19 protein-coding genes and 1 tRNA gene are annotated in these 20,903 nt (G+C 73.1%); 18 read left to right on the forward strand and 2 right to left on the reverse strand.

Going from position 1 to position 20,903, the window contains the following annotated elements:
* The first annotated feature begins 7 nt into the window (after positions 1–7).
* Positions 8–2,368, forward strand: coding sequence for a xanthine dehydrogenase family protein molybdopterin-binding subunit (locus V3N99_17235; protein MEO3938479.1), 2,361 nt, complete (start codon positions 8–10; stop codon positions 2,366–2,368).
* A gap of 37 nt (positions 2,369–2,405) precedes the next feature.
* Here the strand turns inward: V3N99_17235 and V3N99_17240 are convergent, their stop codons facing one another.
* The gene (locus tag V3N99_17240; protein MEO3938480.1) at positions 2,406–3,368 is read right to left on the reverse strand and encodes a hypothetical protein; all 963 of its coding nucleotides are present in this window, start codon (positions 3,366–3,368) and stop codon (positions 2,406–2,408) included.
* 155 nt (positions 3,369–3,523) lie between these two features.
* Here V3N99_17240 and V3N99_17245 point away from each other — a divergent pair, with 155 nt between their 5' ends.
* The 12 genes from V3N99_17245 to V3N99_17300 all read left to right on the forward strand — a co-directional run bounded on the left by V3N99_17245 (position 3,524) and on the right by V3N99_17300 (position 17,609).
* A complete protein-coding gene (locus V3N99_17245; protein MEO3938481.1) occupies positions 3,524–4,321 on the forward strand; it encodes a TIGR03936 family radical SAM-associated protein in 798 nt (265 codons plus the stop codon).
* A gap of 157 nt (positions 4,322–4,478) precedes the next feature.
* On the forward strand, positions 4,479–7,787 hold the full coding sequence (locus V3N99_17250; protein MEO3938482.1) for an Rne/Rng family ribonuclease: 3,309 nt from the start codon (positions 4,479–4,481) through the stop codon (positions 7,785–7,787).
* A gap of 215 nt (positions 7,788–8,002) precedes the next feature.
* On the forward strand, positions 8,003–8,311 hold the full coding sequence (gene rplU / locus V3N99_17255) for a 50S ribosomal protein L21 (GenBank protein MEO3938483.1): 309 nt from the start codon (positions 8,003–8,005) through the stop codon (positions 8,309–8,311).
* A 46-nt stretch (positions 8,312–8,357) separates the two neighbouring features.
* Complete coding sequence (gene rpmA / locus V3N99_17260) at positions 8,358–8,630, forward strand: 50S ribosomal protein L27 (protein MEO3938484.1); 273 nt, start codon at positions 8,358–8,360, stop codon at positions 8,628–8,630.
* 187 nt (positions 8,631–8,817) lie between these two features.
* The gene (gene obgE, locus V3N99_17265) at positions 8,818–10,383 is read left to right on the forward strand and encodes a GTPase ObgE (protein MEO3938485.1); all 1,566 of its coding nucleotides are present in this window, start codon (positions 8,818–8,820) and stop codon (positions 10,381–10,383) included.
* Between the two features lie 132 nt (positions 10,384–10,515).
* Positions 10,516–11,625 carry a glutamate 5-kinase gene (gene proB, locus V3N99_17270; protein ID MEO3938486.1) on the forward strand — a complete coding sequence of 370 codons (1,110 nt, stop codon included), beginning with the start codon at positions 10,516–10,518 and terminating at the stop codon, positions 11,623–11,625.
* Between the two features lie 176 nt (positions 11,626–11,801).
* The gene (locus V3N99_17275; GenBank protein ID MEO3938487.1) at positions 11,802–13,082 is read left to right on the forward strand and encodes a glycosyltransferase family 4 protein; all 1,281 of its coding nucleotides are present in this window, start codon (positions 11,802–11,804) and stop codon (positions 13,080–13,082) included.
* The gene (locus tag V3N99_17280) at positions 13,076–13,795 is read left to right on the forward strand and encodes a class I SAM-dependent methyltransferase (protein MEO3938488.1); all 720 of its coding nucleotides are present in this window, start codon (positions 13,076–13,078) and stop codon (positions 13,793–13,795) included. Before V3N99_17275 ends, V3N99_17280 begins: the two co-directional genes overlap by 7 nt.
* A complete protein-coding gene (locus V3N99_17285) occupies positions 13,792–14,865 on the forward strand; it encodes a prenyltransferase (GenBank protein ID MEO3938489.1) in 1,074 nt (357 codons plus the stop codon). Before V3N99_17280 ends, V3N99_17285 begins: the two co-directional genes overlap by 4 nt.
* On the forward strand, positions 14,841–15,509 hold the full coding sequence (locus V3N99_17290; protein ID MEO3938490.1) for a class I SAM-dependent methyltransferase: 669 nt from the start codon (positions 14,841–14,843) through the stop codon (positions 15,507–15,509). The genes V3N99_17285 and V3N99_17290 overlap by 25 nt, the downstream gene beginning before the upstream one ends.
* Positions 15,510–15,523: 14 nt before the next feature.
* Complete coding sequence (locus tag V3N99_17295) at positions 15,524–16,825, forward strand: glutamate-5-semialdehyde dehydrogenase (protein MEO3938491.1); 1,302 nt, start codon at positions 15,524–15,526, stop codon at positions 16,823–16,825.
* An 88-nt stretch (positions 16,826–16,913) separates the two neighbouring features.
* Entirely contained in the window at positions 16,914–17,609 is a 696-nt protein-coding gene (locus tag V3N99_17300) for a class I SAM-dependent methyltransferase (GenBank protein ID MEO3938492.1), read from the forward strand.
* On the opposite strand, the gene V3N99_17305 is transcribed toward V3N99_17300, so the two are convergent.
* Positions 17,550–18,671: a glycosyltransferase family 2 protein gene (locus V3N99_17305; GenBank protein MEO3938493.1), complete on the reverse strand. Its 1,122-nt coding sequence runs from the start codon at positions 18,669–18,671 to the stop codon at positions 17,550–17,552. The genes V3N99_17300 and V3N99_17305 overlap by 60 nt on opposite strands.
* A 130-nt stretch (positions 18,672–18,801) precedes the next feature.
* Between V3N99_17305 and V3N99_17310 the strand changes: the two genes are divergently transcribed.
* From V3N99_17310 to V3N99_17330, 5 genes are all read left to right on the forward strand, one after another.
* Positions 18,802–19,026: a hypothetical protein gene (locus V3N99_17310; GenBank protein MEO3938494.1), complete on the forward strand. Its 225-nt coding sequence runs from the start codon at positions 18,802–18,804 to the stop codon at positions 19,024–19,026.
* Between the two features lie 14 nt (positions 19,027–19,040).
* Complete coding sequence (gene nadD, locus V3N99_17315) at positions 19,041–19,649, forward strand: nicotinate-nucleotide adenylyltransferase (protein MEO3938495.1); 609 nt, start codon at positions 19,041–19,043, stop codon at positions 19,647–19,649.
* Positions 19,646–20,014, forward strand: a complete 369-nt coding sequence (gene rsfS / locus V3N99_17320) for a ribosome silencing factor (protein ID MEO3938496.1) — start codon at positions 19,646–19,648, stop codon at positions 20,012–20,014. Before nadD ends, rsfS begins: the two co-directional genes overlap by 4 nt.
* An 11-nt stretch (positions 20,015–20,025) precedes the next feature.
* Positions 20,026–20,730 carry a histidine phosphatase family protein gene (locus tag V3N99_17325; GenBank protein ID MEO3938497.1) on the forward strand — a complete coding sequence of 235 codons (705 nt, stop codon included), beginning with the start codon at positions 20,026–20,028 and terminating at the stop codon, positions 20,728–20,730.
* 51 nt (positions 20,731–20,781) lie between these two features.
* Positions 20,782–20,854, forward strand: a tRNA-Ala gene (locus V3N99_17330).
* The last annotated feature ends 49 nt before the right edge of the window (positions 20,855–20,903 follow it).

Here is a 20,903-nt window from a genome sequence, read left to right on the forward strand (position 1 = left end):
GCCGAACATGGCCGGATCACTGCTGGGAAACGCCGTCCGCCGGGTCGAGGACCCCGACCTGCTGCGTGGACGGAGCACCTACGTCGACGACGTCCGGTCGGTGACCGGGGTGCTGCACGCCGTGTTCGTGCGCAGCTACGTCGCCCACGCGAGGGTGCAGTCGCTCGACGTCGAGGCGGCTCGCGCCGCCCCGGGGGTGCTGGCGGTCCTCACCGCGGCGGACCTCGACCTGGGGCCGGTCATCCCCTTCGTGCCCGTCAACGCCGACTGCCCCCGGATGCCGCTGGCCACCGACCGCGTGCGCTTCGTCGGTGAGCCGGTCGCCGTGGTCGTGGCGCAGACCCGGGCCCAGGCGGTCGACGCGGCTGAGCTGGTGGACGTCGACTACGAGCCGCTGCCCGCCGTGGTCGACCCCGAGGACGCGCTCGCCGACGGTGCACCCCTGCAGTTCGAGGCCGTCGCCCGCAACCTCGCGGGCGGTGAGCGCAGCGCACCCGGCGCCGACGTGCTCGACGGTGCCGCGCACATCGTGCGACTGCGGATGCGCAACAACCGGCTCGCCGTCGCCCCCCTGGAGGGCAACGCGATCCTCGCCGTGCCCGGCCTGCCCGAGGACGACCACGACGTCACGGCCTGGCTGGCGACGCAGATGCCGCACGGAGCGCAACGGGTCATCGCCAGGACCTTCGGTCTGGAGCGCGACCGCGTCCGGGTCATCGCCCCCGACGTCGGCGGGGCCTTCGGTGGCAAGGCCGGTGCAGGGGCCGAGCACCTCGTCACCATCGCCGCTGCCCGCCACCTCGGCCAGCCGGTGAAGTGGGTGGAGACCCGCTCCGAGGCCATGCTCTCGATGCAGGGACGCAGCCAGGTCGACTACCTCGAGCTGGGGCTGGACGGCGACGGTCGCTTCCTGGGACTGCGGTGCCGGATCGTGGGCGACTGCGGTGCCTACGCCGGGTTCGGCGGCAGCTTCGCCTACAGCACGACCTACATCATGGCGCCGGGGGTCTACGACATCGGTGCCCTCGACTACGCCGGGGTGGCCGCTCTCACCAACACCGCTCCGGTGGGGGCCTTCCGGGGTGCGGGGCGCCCCGAGGCGGCCGAGATGCTGGAGCGTCTCGTCGACCTCGCGGCCGACGAGCTGGGCCTCGACCCGGTGGAGATCCGACGTCGCAACTTCATCCCCCCCGATGCCTTTCCCTTCTCCACGCTGGCCGGCATGACCTACGACAACGGTGACTACGACCTGCCGCTGCGCGAGGCGCTCCGGCTCGCGGACTACGACGCGCTGAGGGCGGAGCAGGCCGTGCGCCGAGAGCGCGGCGACGTGCTCCAGCTCGGTATCGGGCTGTCGGTCTACGCCGAGATCACCGGTGGAGGCGGCGGCGAGCTCGGGGTCGTCGAGGTCGACGAAGCGGGTGGCGTGACCGTGCGCGCCGGCACCTCGAGCCATGGCCAGGGTCACGCCACGGCCTTCTCCACCATCGTGGCCGACCGGCTCGGCGTGCCGCTGTCGCAGGTGCGCTTCGAGCAGTCGGACACCGCCCTCGTGCCCCGGGGGTCGGGCACCGGCGGCTCCCGCTCGCTCCAGCTGGGGGGCAGTGCCGTCGCCGGGGCCGCCGACGACGTGGTGGCGAGGGCCACCGAGGTCGCGGCTTCGCTGCTCGAGGCGGCAGTCGCCGACGTGGAGCTCTCGGAGGGCCGGTTCCGCGTCATCGGCGTGCCCGAGCCGAGCCTCGGCTGGGCCGAGGTCGCGACGCAGTGTGCGCAGGAGGACAGCCCGCTGCGCTCCGACCACGACTTCGTGGGTCACGGGGCCACCTTCCCCTTCGGCGCGCACGTCAGCGTCGTGGAGGTCGACACCGAGACCGGGCTCGTCACCCCCGTCGCCCACGTCGCGGTCGACGACTGCGGGCGCGTGCTCAACCCCCTCCTCGTCGCGGGGCAGCAGCACGGCGGCATCGCCCAGGGCATCTCCCAGGCCCTGTGGGAGGAGTTCTGCTACGACGCCGCGGGCCAGCCGCTCACGGCGACCTTCGCCGACTACGCCATCCCCGCGGCGACCGAGCTGCCGAGCTACGTCACCGCCAACACCGAGACCCCGACCCATCTGAACCCGTTGGGCGCCAAGGGGATCGGCGAGTCGGCGACGGTGGGCTCGACCCCTGCCGTGCACAATGCGGTGATCGACGCGCTCAGCCACCTCGGGGTGCGGCACCTCGACATGCCGCTCACCCCCCAGCGGGTGCTGCAGGCCTGCCACCGCGCGCACGAGGGCACCCTGCCTCCCGTATGGAGCGAGCCCCCGGCCGTCTTCGACGACCTGCCGGTGCGTGGAGCGACGGAGGACTCCGCCACCATCTGACCCGGGTCGACGACCGGTCAGCGGTCGACGACCGGGGTCAGCCAGCGAGCCCGAAGTCGGCGGCCACCGAGGTGGTGACGCCTCCGGAGCCCTGCAACGGGGGCAGGCCCAGCAGGTCCTGGGTGCCCCGGAGCAGGCTGTAGTGGCTGTGGGCCAACGACGAGACGGTGCCCGGAGTCGTCCATGGCGACACCACGACGAGCGGTGCCAGCGACTGGCTCGGGGTCGCCTGGTCCCACGAGACGAGCACGACGGTGTCGCCGGCGAGGTACTGCGGCGACGCCAGGATGCCGTCCACCCAGGTCGAGGCCCACGTGTCACCGAGGAGCAGGCGCTTCTGCTGGCTGGTGGGGCACAGGCTCTTGCACCCGTGCATCGACTGGGGGACGTTGGCCTCCACCCAGGTGAAGGAGGCCGAGAGGTCGAGGTCGCCGGGGGTGCCCGGCAGGGGCACGTCTCGGGTGGCGCAGTCGGCCGCGGCATCGGCATACCAGATGGCTGGGTTGTGCCGGGCGAAGTAGGTCTTGGTGTTGGTCGCCGAGCAGGCGGAGGGCATGTCGCCCATGTAGACCCTCCAGTCGCCAGCCAGCTGGCTGAAGAGGTCGGGGCCCGGCACCTTCTTGACGTCGCCCGTGCTGCCCCAGGCGGAGCCGCTCGTCATGGCCAGCTTGGCGCCGTAGTAGGGGGTCGCGGTGTACTGCGTCGCCGACCCGCACCGGGCGGCCAGACCGGAGAGGTAGGGCGCGTTCGTCGCGGGGCTGGTGGTGAACATCGGCAGGCTCTTGTTCTCGAACACCACCCAGACGACGTGGTGGACGACGACGGGCGCCCCGGCGAGCGCACCGCAGGGAGCATCGGCGGTGATCGTGGTGCTCGTGGCGGGTGCGGCCGTCGCGCCGGGGGTCGCGGCAGCGACGCTGCCGGAGGTGGCGAGCAGGGCCGCGCCGAGCGCGAGAGCGGCCAGCGCGGGGACGCCGAGGGTCCGTCGTAAGCGGGGCACGTGACCTCCGGGTCGGGGTGGGCGAGAGGCCACGCTAGCAAGCGGGTCGTCTCCTCGTCGCCGAATGGAGCACTGCGGCCGGGCTCGCGTCGACCGCCGCGGCGACGGGACCCGGCCGCCCTCCCGAGCCCGTGCTCTCCCGTAGCCTGCGGACCATGTCTCGTCAGCGCGTCCCCGAGGGTCCGGCTCCCGATCCGGCCGTGCAGAAGCTGCGCATCCGTTACGCCAAGCGGGGGCGGCTGCGCTTCTCCTCGACCCGTGACTTCCAACGCGCACTCGAGAGGGCGCTGCGTCGGGCCGGTGTGCCCATGGCCTTCAGCGCAGGGTTCCACCCACACCCGAAGATCTCCTACGCCAACGCGGCACCCACGGGCACCGCGAGCGAGGCGGAGTACGTCGAGATCTCGGTGACTGTGCGCGTCGACCCGGAGGCCGTGCGACGTGCCCTCGACGATGCCCTCCCCCTGGGCCTCGACCTGCTCCAGGTCGTCGAGGCGGCGCCCGGCGCCCTCGCCGACCGGCTGCAGGCCAGCGACTGGGTCCTCGCCTTCGCCGGTGTGCCGGCCGCACAGCTGCGTGACGTCGTCAGCGTGTTCCTCGCGCACGATCGGGTCGAGGTGTCGCGCACCTTCAAGACCGGCCCGCGCACCTTCGACGTGCGTGAGGCGGTGGTGTCGCTGAGCGTCGGTGACGACGACGTCCTGCGCCACCTGCGCGACACGGTGCCGGACGCGATCCCGGCGGTGGGCGCCGACTGTGCGATACTGCGACTGGTCGTACGACACACCACACCTGCCGTCCGGCCCGACGACATTCTGACCGCGCTGCGTGCAGTCGCGACCTTGGAGCCTCCGAGACCACCCCTGGTGACTCGTCTGGCCCAGGGCCCGCTGGACGCATCCGCGAGGGTGACCGATCCACTGGCCGCCGACGAGAAGGTCGGCGGCAGCTGATCCCGGGGCCGCGCACTCCGCGAACCGGACCGGCTGCAGGATGACGACTTCCGCCGCCCGCGACCGCGGGTGACGAGCACGAGAACCGGTACCCACGAGAGGGATGGGCGAGAGCCCCGGTGTGGATCGTCGCGTGCGTACCTGAGAGGGACGCCGCATGGCTTCCGAGCAGGACCACACCCCCACCACCCCGACCGGTGCGAGCGCGGACCCGGCAGCAGCGACCGGGGCCGGCGACAGCGCCGGCAGCACCGACAGCACGGCGGAAACCGCTGCCCCCGCCCGGCGTACACGCAAGGTCGCGGCCAAGAAGGTGGCTGCCCCACGCAAGCGGGCGGCCAAGAAGACGACGGCCGCTGCCCCCGACTCGCAGCTCAGCACCGAGCCGGTAGAGCCCGACTCCGGCCAGCTCGAGAGCCCCGTGGAGTCCGCCGTGCTGGGCGCAGAGGCGACTGCCCAGGCCGACACCGAGGCCGACACCGCGCAGGGGCCCGCGCCGGTCAAGCGGGCTCCCCGCAAGCGTGCCAGCCGCAAGGTCGCCGCCCCTGCGGAGACCACCGCCCTCCCGGATGCCGACCTTCAGGCCCCTGCCGTCGAGTCGCCCACCCCGGAGCCGGTCCCTGACGCCGAGCCGCCCGCCCCGTCGGCCTTCGGCCTCGTGTCCCAGCCGCCGACCCCTCCGGCGCGCCGTCGTCGTCGGGCGTCTGCTCCGGTCGGCCAGCCCACGCTCGATGCTCCTGTCTCCACCACGCTCGACGAGGCGGCCGCCGAGCCGGCCGCTCCAGAGCTCCCCGAGGCTGTCGCACCGGTGCCCGACGAGGTCGTTGCCGCGACGACGGTCGACCTCGATGCGGCCGTCGAGCCGGTCGAGCCGGTCGAGGACGACGCGCCCGACGACGGCTCGGACGACTCGGACGACTCCGACGACTCGGACGACTCCGACGAGGCGACCGACCCGGCCGACGGGGAGGAGACGCCGGACCAGCCGCGCAGGCGCCGCCGTCGTGGTGGCAAGGGCCGCCGGGGCCGTGGGGGCTCCTCCGGCGACGACCAGGGTGGCAGCGACGGGGCCTCGAACGCCGCAGACGGCTCCTCCTCGGACGAGGACGCGCAGACCGACGACGCGCAGACCGACAGCGACCCCGGTGAGGGCGAGGGTGGGGGCGCCACGCGCCGTCGCACCCGCCGCCGTCGCCGCAGCGGAGGCGGGTCGGCGGAGTCCGACGACGCCCCCAACGTCGTCACCCGGGTGCGTGAGCCGCGCCGCCAGAGCGACGAGGTGACCGGCGTCAAGGGCTCGACCCGTCTCGAGGCCAAGAAGCAGCGTCGCCGCGAGGGCCGTGAGGCCGGGCGTCGGCGTACGGTCATCACGGAGGCCGAGTTCCTCGCCCGGCGCGAGAGCGTCGAGCGGGTCATGGTCGTGCGGCACAAGGACGACCGCACCCAGATCGGCGTCCTCGAGGACGACGTGCTCGTGGAGCACTACATCTCCCGCGAGACCAACGTCTCGATGGCCGGCAACATCTACCTCGGCCGCGTGCAGAACGTGCTGCCGTCGATGGAGGCCGCGTTCGTCGACATCGGCAAGGGCCGCAACGCGGTCCTGTATGCCGGTGAGGTCAACTGGGACGCCGCGGGTCTCGAGCACGGCTCGGCCAAGCGGATCGAGAACGCCCTGGGCTCCGGCCAGAGCGTGCTCGTCCAGGTCACCAAGGACCCCATCGGGCACAAGGGTGCCCGCCTGACCTCGCAGATCTCGCTGCCGGGCCGCTACCTCGTCTACGTGCCCGACAGCTCGATGACCGGCATCTCGCGCAAGCTGCCCGACATCGAGCGCGCCCGCCTGAAGAAGATCCTCAAGGAGGTCGTCCCGGCGTCGGCCGGCGTCATCGTGCGCACGGCCGCCGAGGGGGCCTCCGAGGAGGAGCTGCGAGCCGACGTCGAGCGCCTCACCCGCACCTGGGAGGAGATCCAGGCCAAGGTCGAGGCCGCCGGTGGTGCCACCAGCAAGAGCAAGGGCAAGGCCAAGGGCGGGTCGGCCCCGGTGCTGCTGCACGGGGAGCCGGACCTGACGGTGCGCGTCATCCGCGACGTCTTCAACGAGGACTTCGGCTCCCTCGTGGTCGCGGGGGAGGCGGCCTGGAACGAGGTGTCCGACTACGTCGACTCGGTGGCCCCGGACCTGGCCGCACGGGTGACCCGGTGGACCCGCGAGGACGATCTCTTCAGCCACTACCGCATCGACGAGCAGCTCGCCAAGGCGATGGACCGCAAGGTCTGGCTGCCGTCCGGTGGCTCGCTGGTCATCGACCGCACCGAGGCGATGACCGTCATCGACGTCAACACCGGCAAGTTCGTCGGGTCGGGTGGCAACCTCGAGGAGACGGTCACCAAGAACAACATCGAGGCCGCCGAGGAGATCGTGCGGCAGCTGCGGGTGCGTGACATCGGCGGCATCATCGTCGTCGACTTCATCGACATGGTGCTCGAGGCCAACCGCGACCTCGTCGTGCGCCGCCTGCTCGAGTGCCTCGGGCGTGACCGCACCAAGCACCAGGTCGCCGAGGTGACCTCGCTGGGGCTGGTGCAGATGACGCGCAAGCGCGTCGGCTCGGGCCTGATCGAGGTCTTCTCCGAGAACTGCGAGGCCTGCGCCGGGCGAGGGATCATCGTGCACACCGACCCGGTCGACCGCAGCGGCAGCGCTGGCGGCAGCCTCCCGAGCCAGGGGGGTCACGGCGGCGCCCCCGCCGGGGAGCAGCCGACGTCGGCCCGTGCCCCGCGCTCGCGTCGCGGCCGGTCGGAGCCCGAGCCCGCGCCCGCCGCCCGCGCCGGCGGTCCCACCCCCGCCCAGATCGCCGCCGCGGCGCACGCCGCGGCCGTCAAGGCGGTCGAGGGCACCGCAGCGGCCGAGAGCGCGTCGTACGAGGAGCAGGACCCGGCCGACCCGGCCACCACGGGCGAGGTCCTCGAGAGTGCCTCGAGTGCCGACGCCGCGGAGCTGGACAGCGCGCTGGCCGCGGTCGAGGAGGCCGTGACCCAGGTGCTCGCCTTGAGTCCTGCCGAGGTGGACGAGGTGGGCCCGGCCGACCCGGCTGCCGAGCCAGAGGCGGAGGTCGCGCCTCGTGGTCGGGGGCGTCAGCGTCAGCCGCGTCGGTCACGCAGTGCGGGAGGCTCCCGCGAGGCGTCACCCGAGGCGTCTGCCCCCGAGCAGTCGACGTCGGAGGCGGTCGCACCGGAGCCTGTTGCCCCCGAGCCCGCGACACCCGAGCCGGTCCAGGTCGCGCCCGTCGAGGCCGTGCGCGCCCAGTCGGCGCCCGACCATTCGGAGCCGGTGGAGTCCGACGCGGCCGCCCCGGCTCGTGGACGGCGTCGCCGCGGGCGTGTCGTCGCACCTGCGGGCCCGCCACGCGCGGGGTCGGAGCAGGGATCAGCCGACTCGGGGGAGCACGGGAGCCCCGCGTGACCTTCCCGGTTTGGTGGCACGCCACCGGGGCCGGTAGCCTAGACCCTCGGTGCGCCCACCGATCTGTGCCCCGCTCCTCCCAGCCCCGGCGCCGACTCCCTGAGTCGACGTCCACCGGCTGCCGGAGCAGGCGCTACGTGACGGTCCACGAGAGCGTGCACCACCTAGACAGCAATGGTCACTCCAGGTGACCGACAGAAGAGAGTGAGCTCGACGTGTACGCGATTGTTCGCGCTGGTGGTCGGCAGGAGAAGGTCTCTGTCGGCGATGTCCTCATCATCGACAAGGTCCGCGGTGAGGCAGGCGACAGCATCGACCTCACGGCGCTGCTCCTCGTCGACGGGTCGACGGTGACGTCCGACGCCGCCAAGCTCGCCCAGGTCAAGGTGACGGCCGAGGTGGTCAAGCCGGCCAAGGGCCCCAAGATCACCATCATGAAGTTCAAGAACAAGACCGGCTACCGCAAGCGCCAGGGCCACCGTCAGCACCTGACCCAGGTCAAGATCACCGGCATCACCGGCTGATCCCGATCTAGACCACTCCTCTTCGAAGACAAAGGCAGACACTGACATGGCACACAAGAAGGGTGCGTCCTCGACCCGCAACGGTCGCGACTCCAACGCCCAGTACCTCGGCGTGAAGCGCTTCGGTGGTCAGCTCGTCAACGCGGGCGAGATCATCGTTCGCCAGCGCGGCACGCACTTCCACCCCGGCATGGGCGTGGGCCGCGGCAAGGACGACACGCTGTTCGCCCTCGTCGCCGGCGCCGTCAAGTTCGGCACCAAGCGCGGCCGCAAGACGGTCAACATCGAGCAGCCGGTGCTGGTGAGCACGGAGGCCTGAGCCTCCTCGCAGACCAGTGCTCGCGTGCACACGTGAGGGGGCGGGCCGCACGGGTCCGCCCCCTCACGCGTGCCCACCACCAGCTGGGCCGCCGCACGCAGCACGTCGTACGACGCCCCGGGGGCGCACCCCCGTCCACGGATCAGACGGATGACGAGGCCCCAGCGGCCTCACGGAAGGAGTGACCATGGCGACCACCTTCGTCGACCGGGTCGTGCTCCACGTGAGCGCCGGTCACGGCGGCCACGGGGTGGCCTCGGTCAAGCGCGAGAAGTTCAAGCCGCTCGGCGGCCCCGACGGCGGGAACGGGGGCCGGGGAGGCTCGGTCGTGCTGCGGGTCGACCCGCAGGCGACCACCCTGCTCGACTACCACCGCCACCCGCACCGGGTGGCCGGGCACGGCAAGCCGGGTGCCGGCGACGAGCGCAACGGCGCTGACGGCGCCGACATCGTCCTGGCGGTGCCCGACGGCACGGTCGTCAAGGACGCCGAGGGCCGCATCCTCGTCGACCTGGTCGGGGCGGGCAGCGAGCACGTCATCGCTCGCGGGGGACGCGGCGGCCTGGGTAACCGGGCCCTGTCCTCGCCTCGGCGCCGGGCGCCCGGCTTCGCCCTGCTCGGTGAGCCCGGCGACACCCTGGACGTCGTCCTCGAGCTGAAGTCGCTCGCCGACGTCGCGCTCATCGGCTTCCCCTCGGCGGGCAAGTCCTCGCTGGTCTCGGTGATCTCGGCCGCGCGGCCCAAGATCGCCGACTACCCCTTCACCACCCTCGTGCCCAACCTCGGCGTCGTCGAGGCGGGCGAGGAGCGCTTCACCGTCGCCGACGTGCCCGGGCTCATCCCCGGCGCCCACGAGGGGCGCGGTCTCGGGCTGGAGTTCCTGCGGCACATCGAGCGCTGCTCGGTCCTGGTGCACGTCGTCGACTGCGCGACCCTGGAGCCGGGCCGCGACCCGATGACCGACCTCGACGTCATCGAGAACGAGCTGTCGCTCTACGTGCCCGATGCCGACCTCGGCGGTCGGCCCCTGGCCGAGCGCACCCGGGTTGTCGTCCTCAACAAGGCCGACGTCCCCGAGGCCCTCGAGCTGGCCGAGCTGGTCAAGGGCGACCTCGAGGCCCGCGGGCTGGAGGTGCACATCGTGTCTGCGGTGGCCCGCACCGGCCTGCGCGAGCTGACCTTCGCCCTGTCGCGTCTGGTGCTGCAGGCCCGGGCCGACGCCCCTGTCGTCACCCCCCGCCGCGTCATCCTGCGCCCGCGCGCCGTCGACGACAGCGGCTTCAAGATCGTGCGCGAGGAGACCCCCGACGGCCCGGCCTACCGCGTGGTGGGCGAGCGCCCGACCCGCTGGGTGCGCCAGACCGACTTCTCCAACGACGAGGCGGTCGGCTACCTCGCCGACCGGCTCGGCCGGCTCGGCGTCGAGCAGGCGCTCCTGAAGTCGGGCGCCGTCGCCGGTGACACGGTCCTCATCGGCGCCTCCGACGACGCGGTCGTCTTCGACTGGGAGCCGACCATGGTCACCGGCGCCGAGCTGCTGGGCCAGCGCGGCACCGACCTGCGGCTCGACCCGAGCACCCGCCTGAGCACGCGCGAGAAGCGTGAAGCCGCCCGCGACCGCTACGTCGCCCGTCAGCGCACCCAGGCCGAGCTCGAGGCCGAGCGCCAGTCGGGGCACTGGGCGACGGCCGACGGCCGCGAGGACAAGTTCGACGAGTCCCCGACCGTGAGCGAAGCCAACCCCGAGGCCTGACCGCCCCCCTCCATACCGACTTGTTGCGGTGAGAGATGGGTTTCGAGGGCTGATTGCCCCACCTGACCGGTGCCCTCCGCAACAAGTGGGTGGGGGAGGGGGTGCCTCCGTCACAACCCTAGACTCGGCTGCGTGACCCGGTCCGTGATCCAGCAGGCGAAGCGGCTCGTCGTCAAGGTCGGGTCGTCGTCGCTGACCGGATCCGACGGTCAGCTCGACGGGGCGCGGCTGGTCAGCCTCGTCGACGCCGTCGCGTCGCGCAGCACCGCAGGCGACTCCGTGGTGCTCGTCTCCTCGGGGGCCATCGCGGCCGGCCTCGGCCCCCTCGGCCTGGCCTCGCGCCCGCGTGACCTCGCGACCCAGCAGGCCGCGGCCAGCGTGGGGCAGGGTGCCCTGGTGGCGGCATACCAGGCGGCGTTCGCCACCCACGGTCTGACGGTCGGGCAGGTGCTGCTCACCGCCGACGACGTCACCCGCCGCACCCACTACGCCAACGCCCGCCGCACCCTCGACCGGCTGCTCGACCTCGCGACCGTGCCGGTGGTCAACGAGAACGACACGGTCGCCACGCAGGAGATCCGCTTCGGCGACAACGACCGGCTGGCCGCGCTGGTCGCCCACCTCGTGCACGCCGACGCCCTCGTGCTGCTCTCCGACGTCGACGCGCTCTACGACGGGCCGCCCTCCCGCCCGGGCTCGACCCGGGTCCCCGTGGTCGCCGGCCCCGCCGACCTCGAGGGCATCGTCATCAAGGGCTCGGGCAGCAAGGTCGGCACCGGCGGCATGACGACCAAGATCGAGGCCGCCGGCATCGCCACCGCTGCCGGCATCACCACCGTGCTCACCTCGGCCGAGCAGGCGTATGCCGCCCTCGCCGGCGACGAGGTCGGCACGCTCTTCCTCCCCACCGGCACCAGACGCCCGTCCCGGCTGCTGTGGCTGGCGCATGCGACCACCCCCCGCGGCCGGCTGGTGCTCGACGACGGGGCGGTCGCCGCAGTCGTCGACCGGCGGAAGTCGTTGCTACCGGCGGGGATCACTGCCGTGGAGGGCCGCTTCCTCGAGGGTGACCCGGTCGACCTGGTCGGCCTCGACGGACGCCCGCGGGCCCGCGGCCTCGTCAACTACTCCTCCGACGAGCTGCCCGCCCTCCTGGGGCGCTCGACCAAGGCGCTCGCCCGTGAGCTGGGCCAGCACTACGAGCGCGAGGTCGTGCACCGCGACGACCTCGTCCTGCTCTGACGTCCGCACGTTCCTCCTGATCGGCCCGACTATCCCCGATCCCGCCGGTTCGGGCGCATCCGGAGCAACAAGCGGAAAGTGGGGGAAGGGTCGGATTCCGGGACGGGAGGGCTCCCTGGCAGCCGTGATGGTTGACTGGTCCCTCCCTGTCCTACTCAGTGGTAACCGGAGGTGTCGTGCGCGTCGCACTGCTGTCCTACCGCAGCAAGGAGCACTGCGGCGGCCAGGGCGTCTACGTCCGCCACCTCAGCCGAGCCCTCGCCGACCTCGGGCACGAGGTCGACGTCCTCAGCGGCCAGCCCTACCCCGCGCGTCTCGACCCGCGGGTGCGGCTGGTCGAGGTCCCGAGCCTCGACCTCTACCGCGAGCCGGACCCCTTCCGCACGCCGCGTCTCGCAGAGTTCCGCAGCGTCGCCGACGTGGTGGAGTACGCCACGATGCTCACCGGCTGCTTCGCCGAGCCGCTGGGCTTCAGCCTGCGCGCCGCGCGCCTCCTACGCGCCGACCCGAGCCGGTACGACGTCGTGCACGACAACCAGAGCCTCGGCTACGGTCTGCTGGCGCTCGCCCGCCGGGGCATCCCCCTCGTCGCCACGCTGCACCACCCGATCAGCCGCGACCGCGCGGTCGACCTCGCCGAGGCGCCGACCCGTCGGCGCCGGGTCGCCCTGCGGCGCTGGTATGCCTTCGTCGCGATGCAGGCGCAGGTCGCCCGTCGCCTGCCGGTGGTGCTCGGGGTCTCCGACGTCGCGGCGGCCGACGCGACCGCCGACTTCGCCCTCGCTCCGGGGCAGATCCGGGTCGTGCCCCTGGGCGTCGACACCGCGCTCTTCGCGCCGGCGGGGGAGCGGGTGGTGGGGCGGCTGGTCGCGGTCGCGAGTGCCGACCGGCCGCTCAAGGGCGTGGTCCACCTGCTGGAGGCCGTGGCCAAGCTGCGCGCCGAGCGACCGGTCGAGCTGCAGCTGGTCGCCCGGCTCGAGCCCGGCGGCCCCACCCGCCGCAGGATCACCGAGCTCGGCCTGGACGACGCCGTGACGGTCACGAGCGACCTCACGGACGCGGCGCTGGCGGCCCTCCTCGCCTCGGCCGAGGTGATGTGCGTGCCCTCGCTCTACGAGGGGTTCTCGCTGCCGACGGTCGAGGCGATGTCGTGCGGCACCCCCGTCGTCGCCAGCCGCGCCGGCGCCCTGCCCGAGGTCGTCGGCGACGCCGCCGTGCTCGTGCCGCCCGGCGACCCCGAGGCGATCGCCGCCGCCGTGCGCGCCCTGCTCGACGACGAGGGCGAGCGGGCCCGCCTCGGCGCCGCCGGCCGCGAGCGCGTCCTCGCGCTCTACAGCTGGGCCTCGGTCGCCCGGCGCACCGTCGAGGCCTACGTCGACGCCGTGGCCGCCTCCCAGCCCACCTCTTCAGCTGCATCCGCCTCTCCCGCCATCCTCTCGGAGGACCTCTCGTGCTGACCGTCGACTTCGACCGCCTCCGGGTCGGTCGTGGCACCCGCTTCATCGACGTCGGGGCGGGCGCCGGCCGCCACAGCTACGAGGCGCTGCGCCGCGGGGCCCGCGTCACGGCCTACGACCTCGACGAGAGCGAGCTCGAGGGCGTGAAGGGCAGGTTCGCGGCCATGGAGCTGGAGGGTGAGGTGCCGCCGGGCGGCACCGGCGAGGTCGTCGTGGGCGACGCGCTCGAGATGCCCTTCGACGACGCGAGCTTCGACGTCGTGCTGGCCTCCGAGATCCTCGAGCACGTGCCGGCCGACGTCGCCGCGATCTCCGAGCTCACCCGCATCCTCGCCCCCGGCGGGACCCTCGCCGTGACCGTGCCGCGCTGGCTCCCCGAGAAGGTCTGCTGGGCCCTGTCGGACGAGTACCACGCCAACGAGGGCGGCCACATCCGCATCTACCGCGCCGACGAGCTGCGCGGCAAGCTCGAGGCGGCGGGCCTCGTCTTCACCCACAGCCATCACGCCCACGCCCTCCACGCGCCGTTCTGGTGGCTCAAGTGCGCGGTCGGGGTCCACGACGACGACCACCCAGCCGTGCGCGCCTATCACCGGATGCTGGTGTGGGACATGATGAAGGCGCCCGCCCTGACCCGCATCGCCGAGCGCACCCTCGACCCGCTGATCGGCAAGAGCGTCGCCCTCTACTTCCGCAAGCCGGTGGGCCGATGACGGCTCTCGCCGTCGCGGGAGTGCTCACACCGCAGCAGGCGGCCCTCACGGCGGCGAGCATCGTCGCCGCCCAGCTGCCCTCGGGCGCCATCCCCTGGTATGCCGCGGGCCCCCTCGACCCGTGGGACCACGTGCAGGGCGCGATGGGTCTGACCGTCGCCGGTCGGCACGAGGAGGCCGTCGCCGCCTACGACTGGTCGCGCTCCGCCCAGCGCGCCGACGGTACCTGGGCCATGGCCTACGACGGCGACCGGGTGACCGACCCGCACGCCGACGCCAACTTCGGGGCCTACCTCGCGACCGGGGTGTGGCACCACTGGCGGGCGACCCGCGACCGTCGGTTCGTCGAGCGTCTGTGGCCGACCGTCGATGCCGCGACCGAGGCCGTGCTGCGACTGCAGCGCGACGACGGGTCCATCGCCTGGGCGGTGGGGGAGGGCGGCCGCCCGACCGACGAGGCGTTCCTGACCGGGTGCGCCAGCATGCAGCTCAGCATGCGCTGCGCCGTGGCCCTCGCCGACGTCGTCGACGACCCCCGCCCCCAGTGGCTGGGGCCGCTCACCCAGCTGCGGCACGCGGTACGCGAGCACCCAGAAGCCTTCTGTCCCAAGCCGACCCATGCGATGGACTGGTACTACCCCGTGCTCACCGGAGCCCTCTCGGGCGCCGAGGCCCACCGCCACCTGGCCGCACGCTGGGAGGAGTTCGTCGTCGCCGACCTCGGCGTGCACTGCGTCAGCGACCACCCGTGGGTCACCGGGGGCGAGACCGCCGAGCTGGTGCTCGCGCTCGCGGCGATCGGCCGCGACGCCGACGCCCGGGCCCTGCTCGGGGCGATGCAGCACCTGCGTGAGGACGACGGGTCCTACTGGACGGGTCTGGTCTACGCCGACGGCAAGCGGTGGCCCGTCGAGCGCACGACCTGGACCGGCGCCACGGTGCTGCTGGCGGTCGATGCCATCAGCGGTGCGACGCCCGCTGCCGGTCTCTTCCGCGGTGACGGGCTCCGCGCCGCCGACTCCCACTCCGACGACGAGGTCGACCTGTGCCCCTGCCTCCTGGCCTCCTGAGCCTTCTCGCCGACGTCACGGGCTTCATGCCCGACGACGAGGGGGAGGCGCTGCACGCGGCGGCCCTCACCCACCTCGCGCCGTATGACGGCCTGACGCCTCGTCTCGGGCTCGAGATCGGCTCCTACTGCGGCAGGTCGACGGTGTGGCTCGGTGACGCCGCCCGGCAGGCCGGCGCCGCGCTGGTCACGCTCGACCACCACACCGGCTCGGAGGAGCACCAGGTGGGCTGGGAGTACCACGACACCTCGCTCGTCGACCCGGAGACCGGTCGGCTCGACACCCTGCCCCACCTGCGCCGCACCCTGCGCCTGGCCGACCTGACCGACGTCGTGACGCCGGTCGTCGGCCGCTCCGCGGTCGTCGCCGCCTGGTGGCGGACGCCGCTCGACCTGCTCTTCGTCGACGGTGGCCACACCGAGGAGGCGGCGCAGGCCGACTTCGCCGGGTGGGCCCACCACGTGCGCGTGGGCGGCGTGCTGCTGGTGCACGACGTCTTCCCCGACCCGGCCGACGGCGGCCAGGCGCCTTACCACCTCTACCTCGCCGCGCTCGCCGACGGCTTCGAGGAGCGGTCGGTCACCGGCTCGCTGCGGGTGCTCCAGCGGGTGCGCGAAAGCGTGCGGGTGAGCGAAGCCGGCTGACCTAGGCTGGGCTCATGGCCGACACCACCGCTGCGCGCCCCATCGACCCCGAGGTCGTCTCCCAGGTCGCGCAGGTCGCGACGGCGGCCAAGGTCGCCTCACGCCGCCTCGCCCAGCTGACCCGGGCGGCGAAGGACGAGCTGCTCCACGCGGTCGCCGACGCGCTCGTCGAGGCCACGCCGCTGATCGTGACGGCCAACGCCGACGACCTGGCCCGCGGGCGCGACAAGGGCCTGGCCCCGGGCCTGCTCGACCGACTCATGCTCGACGAGCAGCGGATCGCCTCGATCGCCGCCGCCGTGCGCGACGTGGCCACCCTGCCCGACCCGGTCGGCGAGGTGGTGCGCGGCTCGACCCTGGCCAACGGCCTGCAGATCCGCCAGGTGCGGGTGCCGATGGGCGTGCTCGGCATGATCTACGAGGCGCGGCCCAACGTCACCGTCGACGCGGCGGCCCTGGCGCTCAAGAGCGGCAACGCCGTCATCCTGAGGGGCGGCTCTGCGGCCGGGTCGAGCAACCGCGCGATCGTCGACGCGATGGGCGCCGCCCTCACTGCCCAGGGTCTCGACCCTGCAGCCGTCTCCCTGCTCGACACCGGCAGCCACGACGACGCCCGGGCCCTGATGACGGCGCGTGGCCTGGTCGACCTCGTCATCCCCCGCGGTGGCGCCGACCTGATCGCGACCGTCGTGCGCGAGTCCACCGTGCCGGTGATCGAGACGGGCACGGGGGTCAACCACGTCTACGTCGACGCCGGCGCCGACCTCGACGAGGCCCTCGCCATCGTCCTGAACTCCAAGACCCAGCGCACGAGCGTCTGCAACGCCGCCGAGACGATGCTCGTCCACGAGGCGGTGGCCGCCGCCTTCCTGCCCAAGGTCCTCGCCGCCCTCGGCGCGGCCGGGGTCACCGTGCACACCGGGCCCGAGGTGACGCCGTATGCCGAGGCCGCCGGTGCAGCTCACGCGATGGCGGGGGAGGGCGACTTCGACAGGGAGTGGTACTCCCTCGACCTCGGCGTGCGCATCGTGCCCGACCTCGACGCGGCGATGACGCACATCGCCACCCACGGCACCATGCACACCGAGGTCATCGTCACGCGTGACCGCGCGGCCGCCCGTCGGTTTCAGGCCGAGGTCGACGCTGCGGTCGTCGTCGTCAACGCCTCGAGCCGCTTCACCGACGGCGGCGAGTTCGGCTTCGGCGCCGAGATCGGCATCTCGACGCAGAAGCTCCACGCGCGCGGCCCGATGGCGCTGCCCGAGCTGACCACGACCAAGTGGCTCGTCGAGGGCGACGGTCAGGTGCGCGCCTGAGCGGTCCCGCCTCCGGTCCCTCAGGCTCGACAGGCCGGAGGGTGGTCGTGATGCGCGCTCCGGGGCCGTCCGCTGGCATGATCGGCGCGTGGAAGGCACCGAGGTCCGTAAGCTCGCCGCGCTCGAGGACAGCCACTGGTGGTACCGCGAGCGGCGCCATCTGCTGGCCAAGGCCCTGCAGGGGCTGGCGCCCGGTGACGCCCTCGACATCGGCGCCGCCGGGGGTGGCAACACCCGCGTGCTGCGCGACCTGGGGTGGCGGCCCGCGGCGCTCGAGTACGGCGAGGACGGGGCGCGGGTGGCGCACGAGCGCGGTCTCGCGACGATGCGGGCTGACGCGACCCGGCTGCCCGTGGCCGATGCCAGCCTCGACCTCGTCGTGGCCTTCGACATCCTCGAGCACATCGAGGACGACACGCGCGCGGTCACCGAGGTGCGCCGCACCCTGCGACCGGGGGGCACCTACCTCGTGGCGGTCCCGGCCGACCCGCGCCTGTGGTCGGCCCACGACGAGGCGGTCGACCACGTGCGCCGCTACACGCGCGAGACCCTGCGCGACGTGCTGGTGCGGGGCGGCTTCGACGTCGTCAGCATGGACTCGTGGAACGTCCTGCTGCGCCCGGTGGTCGCGATGCGTCGTCGCAGCAGCAGCGGCAGCGACCTCGATGACCTGCACCCGGTGGTCAACGCCGGGCTGCGCGCGGTCATCACCGCCGAGCGCTACCTACCGGTCAAGCAGCTGCCCGGTGTGAGCCTGCTCGTCACCGCCCGCCCCCGGCGCTGACGACCCACCTGGCCCGGTCGGGTCGGTGACGGGCACCGCCCGGGGGTCGGGGGTGCGCGCCACAAGCGGGGCGCCTGCGGCTCGTCGTACGGGGGGCAGGGGGGTGTCGGTCGGCCCGCGACGCGCGTCGGCGGCCCGCAGGGAGTCGTAGGCGATGAAGTAGGTGGGCCGGCCCTGCATCTGGGTGTACATCCGCCCGATGTACTCGCCGAGCAGGCCGAGGCACAGCAGCTGGGCGGCGCCCACGGCCGCGACGATGACGACGGTCGAGGTCCAGCCGGCGACGGCCTTGCCCGCGGCGTTCTCGATGATGGCGAAGAGGCCGAGGAGCACGGCGAGGACGCCGCCGCCGATGCCGAGGAGGGTCGCCAGGCGCAGGGGGGCCATGGAGAAGCCGGTGACCGAGTCGACCGAGAGCTTGACCATCTTGAGGAAGGGGTACTTCGAGACGCCCGCAGCCCGCTCCTCGCGGCGGTACTCGACCGTGCCCGAGGGGAAGCCCAGGGCCGGCACGATGAAGCGCAGCACCCGGTTGTGCTCGGGCAGGACGGTGATCGCGTCGACCGTGGCCCGGGACATCAGGCGGAAGTCGCCCGCGTCGCTCTGCGCGCTGGTGGCGCTCAGGCGCTGGATCGTCCGGTAGAAGGCGCGGGCTGTGACCCGCTTGAAGAAGGTGTCGGTGGAGCGGTCGCCGCGCACCCCGTAGACGACGTCGAGCCCCTCGTCGCGGGCCTTGTCGAGCATCTCTCCGATGACCTCGGGGGGGTCCTGCAGGTCGGCGTCGATGGTGACGACGTAGTCGCCCCGCGCGCTGACCAGCCCGGCCGAGATCGCCGCCTGGTGGCCGGCGTTGGCGCGCAGCCGCACCACGCGCACGGCGTCCCACTCACGGTGCAGCCGCTGCAGCAGGGCCGCGGTCAGGTCGGTGCTGCCGTCGTCGACGGCGATGACCTCGTAGGTCGCTCCGGTGGCCTCGAGGGTGGGACGCAGCCGGTCGACGAGCAGGGGGAGGACGTCCTCCTCGTTGTACATCGGGATGACGACCGACAGCTCCGGGTTCATGTCGTCCAATGTACGGCGAGACCACTGCGGCACCTGTGGGGCGAGTGGGACGCGTCTGTGAGGGGGGGTCGTGGTGTCGCGCGGTGCCGGCATGGCCCTCGGGAGGCTGCGTCGGCGGTAGGCTGGAGCAATGCCCGCCATCGTCGTCCCCGCCCTCGTCTCCGCCGAAGCGGCGTCTGCGCTGCCGATGCCTCCCTTCGCCTACGCGCTGATCGCGTTCGCGACCTTCCTCGCCGGGCTGGGCGTCCTGTGGTCCTTCCGCAACACGGCGGCCAAGGTGGCCGACAAGGAGGCCCGGGTCCGCGCCGCGAAGGCCGGCCGTTCCGGCCAGCCCCCTGCCGGGGGCCAGCACTGAGCAAGCGGCTCGGGGTGATGGGGGGGACGTTCGACCCCATCCACCACGGCCACCTCGTTGCTGCGAGCGAGGTCCAGGCGCGATTCGACCTCGACGAGGTGCTGTTCGTGCCGACGGGACAGCCCTGGCAGAAGGCCGGGGGTGCCGTCACACCGGCTGAGCACCGCTACCTCATGACCGTCATCGCGACGGCGTCCAACCCCCGCTTCACCGTCAGCCGCGTCGACATCGACCGACCCGGCATCACCTACACCATCGACACCCTGCGTGACCTGCGCGAGCTGCACCCGGACGACGACCTGTTCTTCATCACCGGCGCCGACGCGCTGGCCCAGATCCTCACCTGGAAGGACGTCGACGAGCTGTGGGACCTCGCCCACTTCGTCGGGGTCACCCGGCCCGGCCACGTGCTCAGCGACACCGGGCTGCCGACCCACACGATCAGCCTGCAGGAGGTGCCGGCCATGGCCATCAGCTCGACCGGCTGCCGGGCCCGCGTCGTCGCAGGTCAACCGGTCTGGTACCTCGTGCCCGACGGTGTCGTCCAATACATCCACAAGTACTCCCTCTACGGCAGCTCCCCGTTGCCGTTCCTCCACGAGAAGGCCCTCGAAGCATTGTGACCGCCTCACCCCGCGCCCTGTCCCTCGCGAAGACCGCTGCCGCTGCCGCCGAGGACAAGGTGGCGCACGACGTCATCGCCCTCGACGTCACCGGCCACCTCGCCCTCACCGACGTCTTCGTCATCGCCTCGGCCGACAGCGAGCGCCAGGTCGGCGCCGTGGTCGACGAGATCGAGGACCGGCTGCGCGACATCGGGGCCAAGCCGCTGCGCCGTGAGGGCCAGCGGGAGGGTCGCTGGGTCCTCATCGACTTCGGTGACATCGTCGTGCACGTGCAGCACGAGGAGGAGCGCGAGTTCTACCAGCTCGAGCGACTCTGGAAGGACTGCCCCCTGATCGACCTGTCGGTCGCCGACGCGACCTGACGCGGCCCGCCGTGACGAGCCGCCACCTCGTGGTCATGCGCCACGGGGAGACCGACGACAACGCTGCTGGCATCTGGCAGGGCCACCGCGACAGCCGGCTGTCCGCCACCGGTCGGGAGCAGGCCCGGCTGGCGGCGCCGGTGGTGGCGGCGCTGCGGCCGAGCGTCGTCGTGTCGTCGGACCTTCGTCGAGCAGCCGACACGGCCGACGCCGTGGCCGCCCGGCTCGGGGTGCCCGTGACCCGTGACGCCCGCCTGCGGGAGATCGATGTGGGGCGGTGGGGAGGCCGGACCGCGGCCGAGGTGCGCGAGTCCGATCCGGCGACCCTCCTAGCGCTCTCGAAGGGGATCGACGCACGGCGTGGTCACTCGGGAGAGACGGTCGCCGAGCTCGCGTTGCGCGCCCGCGCGGCGGCCGACGAGGTGGTCGCCGCGCTGGCTCCCGGCCAGACCGGTCTGATCGTGTGCCACGGCATCACCTCGCGGGCCCTCGTGGCCTCGCTCGTCGGCCTCGACCAGATGCAGGCCGGGCGGGTCCTTCGCGGGCTCGACAACTGCCACTGGGCGCGGGTGAGCGAGGCCGGCCGAGCCGGCGGCGACGCTGGCCCGCCGCCGTGGCGGATCGAGCAGTGGAACATCGGCGGCGGTGCCGTCGCCGACGAGCCCGCGGCGTCCTGGTCACCCACCGATTTGGGCGGTGGGCACGCCAATGGCTAAACTCGGCGAGGCTGCTCCGGAGACGGGGTGGCTCCCCGCGAGTCATCGCACGGGGCTGTAGCGCAGTTGGTAGCGCACCTCCATGGCATGGAGGGGGTCAGGGGTTCGAATCCCCTCAGCTCCACCCGATCCAGACCGGAAGCCGGGCCCTGTCAAGGGTTCGGCTTCGGTTG

It is taken from the genome of Dermatophilaceae bacterium Soc4.6, assembly GCA_039889245.1.
Lineage (GTDB): Bacteria > Actinomycetota > Actinomycetes > Actinomycetales > Dermatophilaceae > Lapillicoccus.

Excerpts from the sequence above, each read along its gene's own strand:
- V3N99_17235 (MEO3938479.1), top strand. The coding sequence starts at position 8 with ATGGCCGGATCACTGCTGGGAAACGCCGTCCGCCGGGTCGAGGACCCC.
- V3N99_17245 (MEO3938481.1), top strand. The coding sequence starts at position 3,524 with ATGTCTCGTCAGCGCGTCCCCGAGGGTCCGGCTCCCGATCCGGCCGTG.
- V3N99_17250 (MEO3938482.1), top strand. The coding sequence starts at position 4,479 with ATGGCTTCCGAGCAGGACCACACCCCCACCACCCCGACCGGTGCGAGC.
- rpmA (MEO3938484.1), top strand. The coding sequence starts at position 8,358 with ATGGCACACAAGAAGGGTGCGTCCTCGACCCGCAACGGTCGCGACTCC.
- obgE (MEO3938485.1), top strand. The coding sequence starts at position 8,818 with ATGGCGACCACCTTCGTCGACCGGGTCGTGCTCCACGTGAGCGCCGGT.
- V3N99_17285 (MEO3938489.1), top strand. The coding sequence starts at position 13,792 with ATGACGGCTCTCGCCGTCGCGGGAGTGCTCACACCGCAGCAGGCGGCC.
- V3N99_17295 (MEO3938491.1), top strand. The coding sequence starts at position 15,524 with ATGGCCGACACCACCGCTGCGCGCCCCATCGACCCCGAGGTCGTCTCC.
- V3N99_17305 (MEO3938493.1), bottom strand. The coding sequence starts at position 18,671 with ATGAACCCGGAGCTGTCGGTCGTCATCCCGATGTACAACGAGGAGGAC.
- V3N99_17310 (MEO3938494.1), top strand. The coding sequence starts at position 18,802 with ATGCCCGCCATCGTCGTCCCCGCCCTCGTCTCCGCCGAAGCGGCGTCT.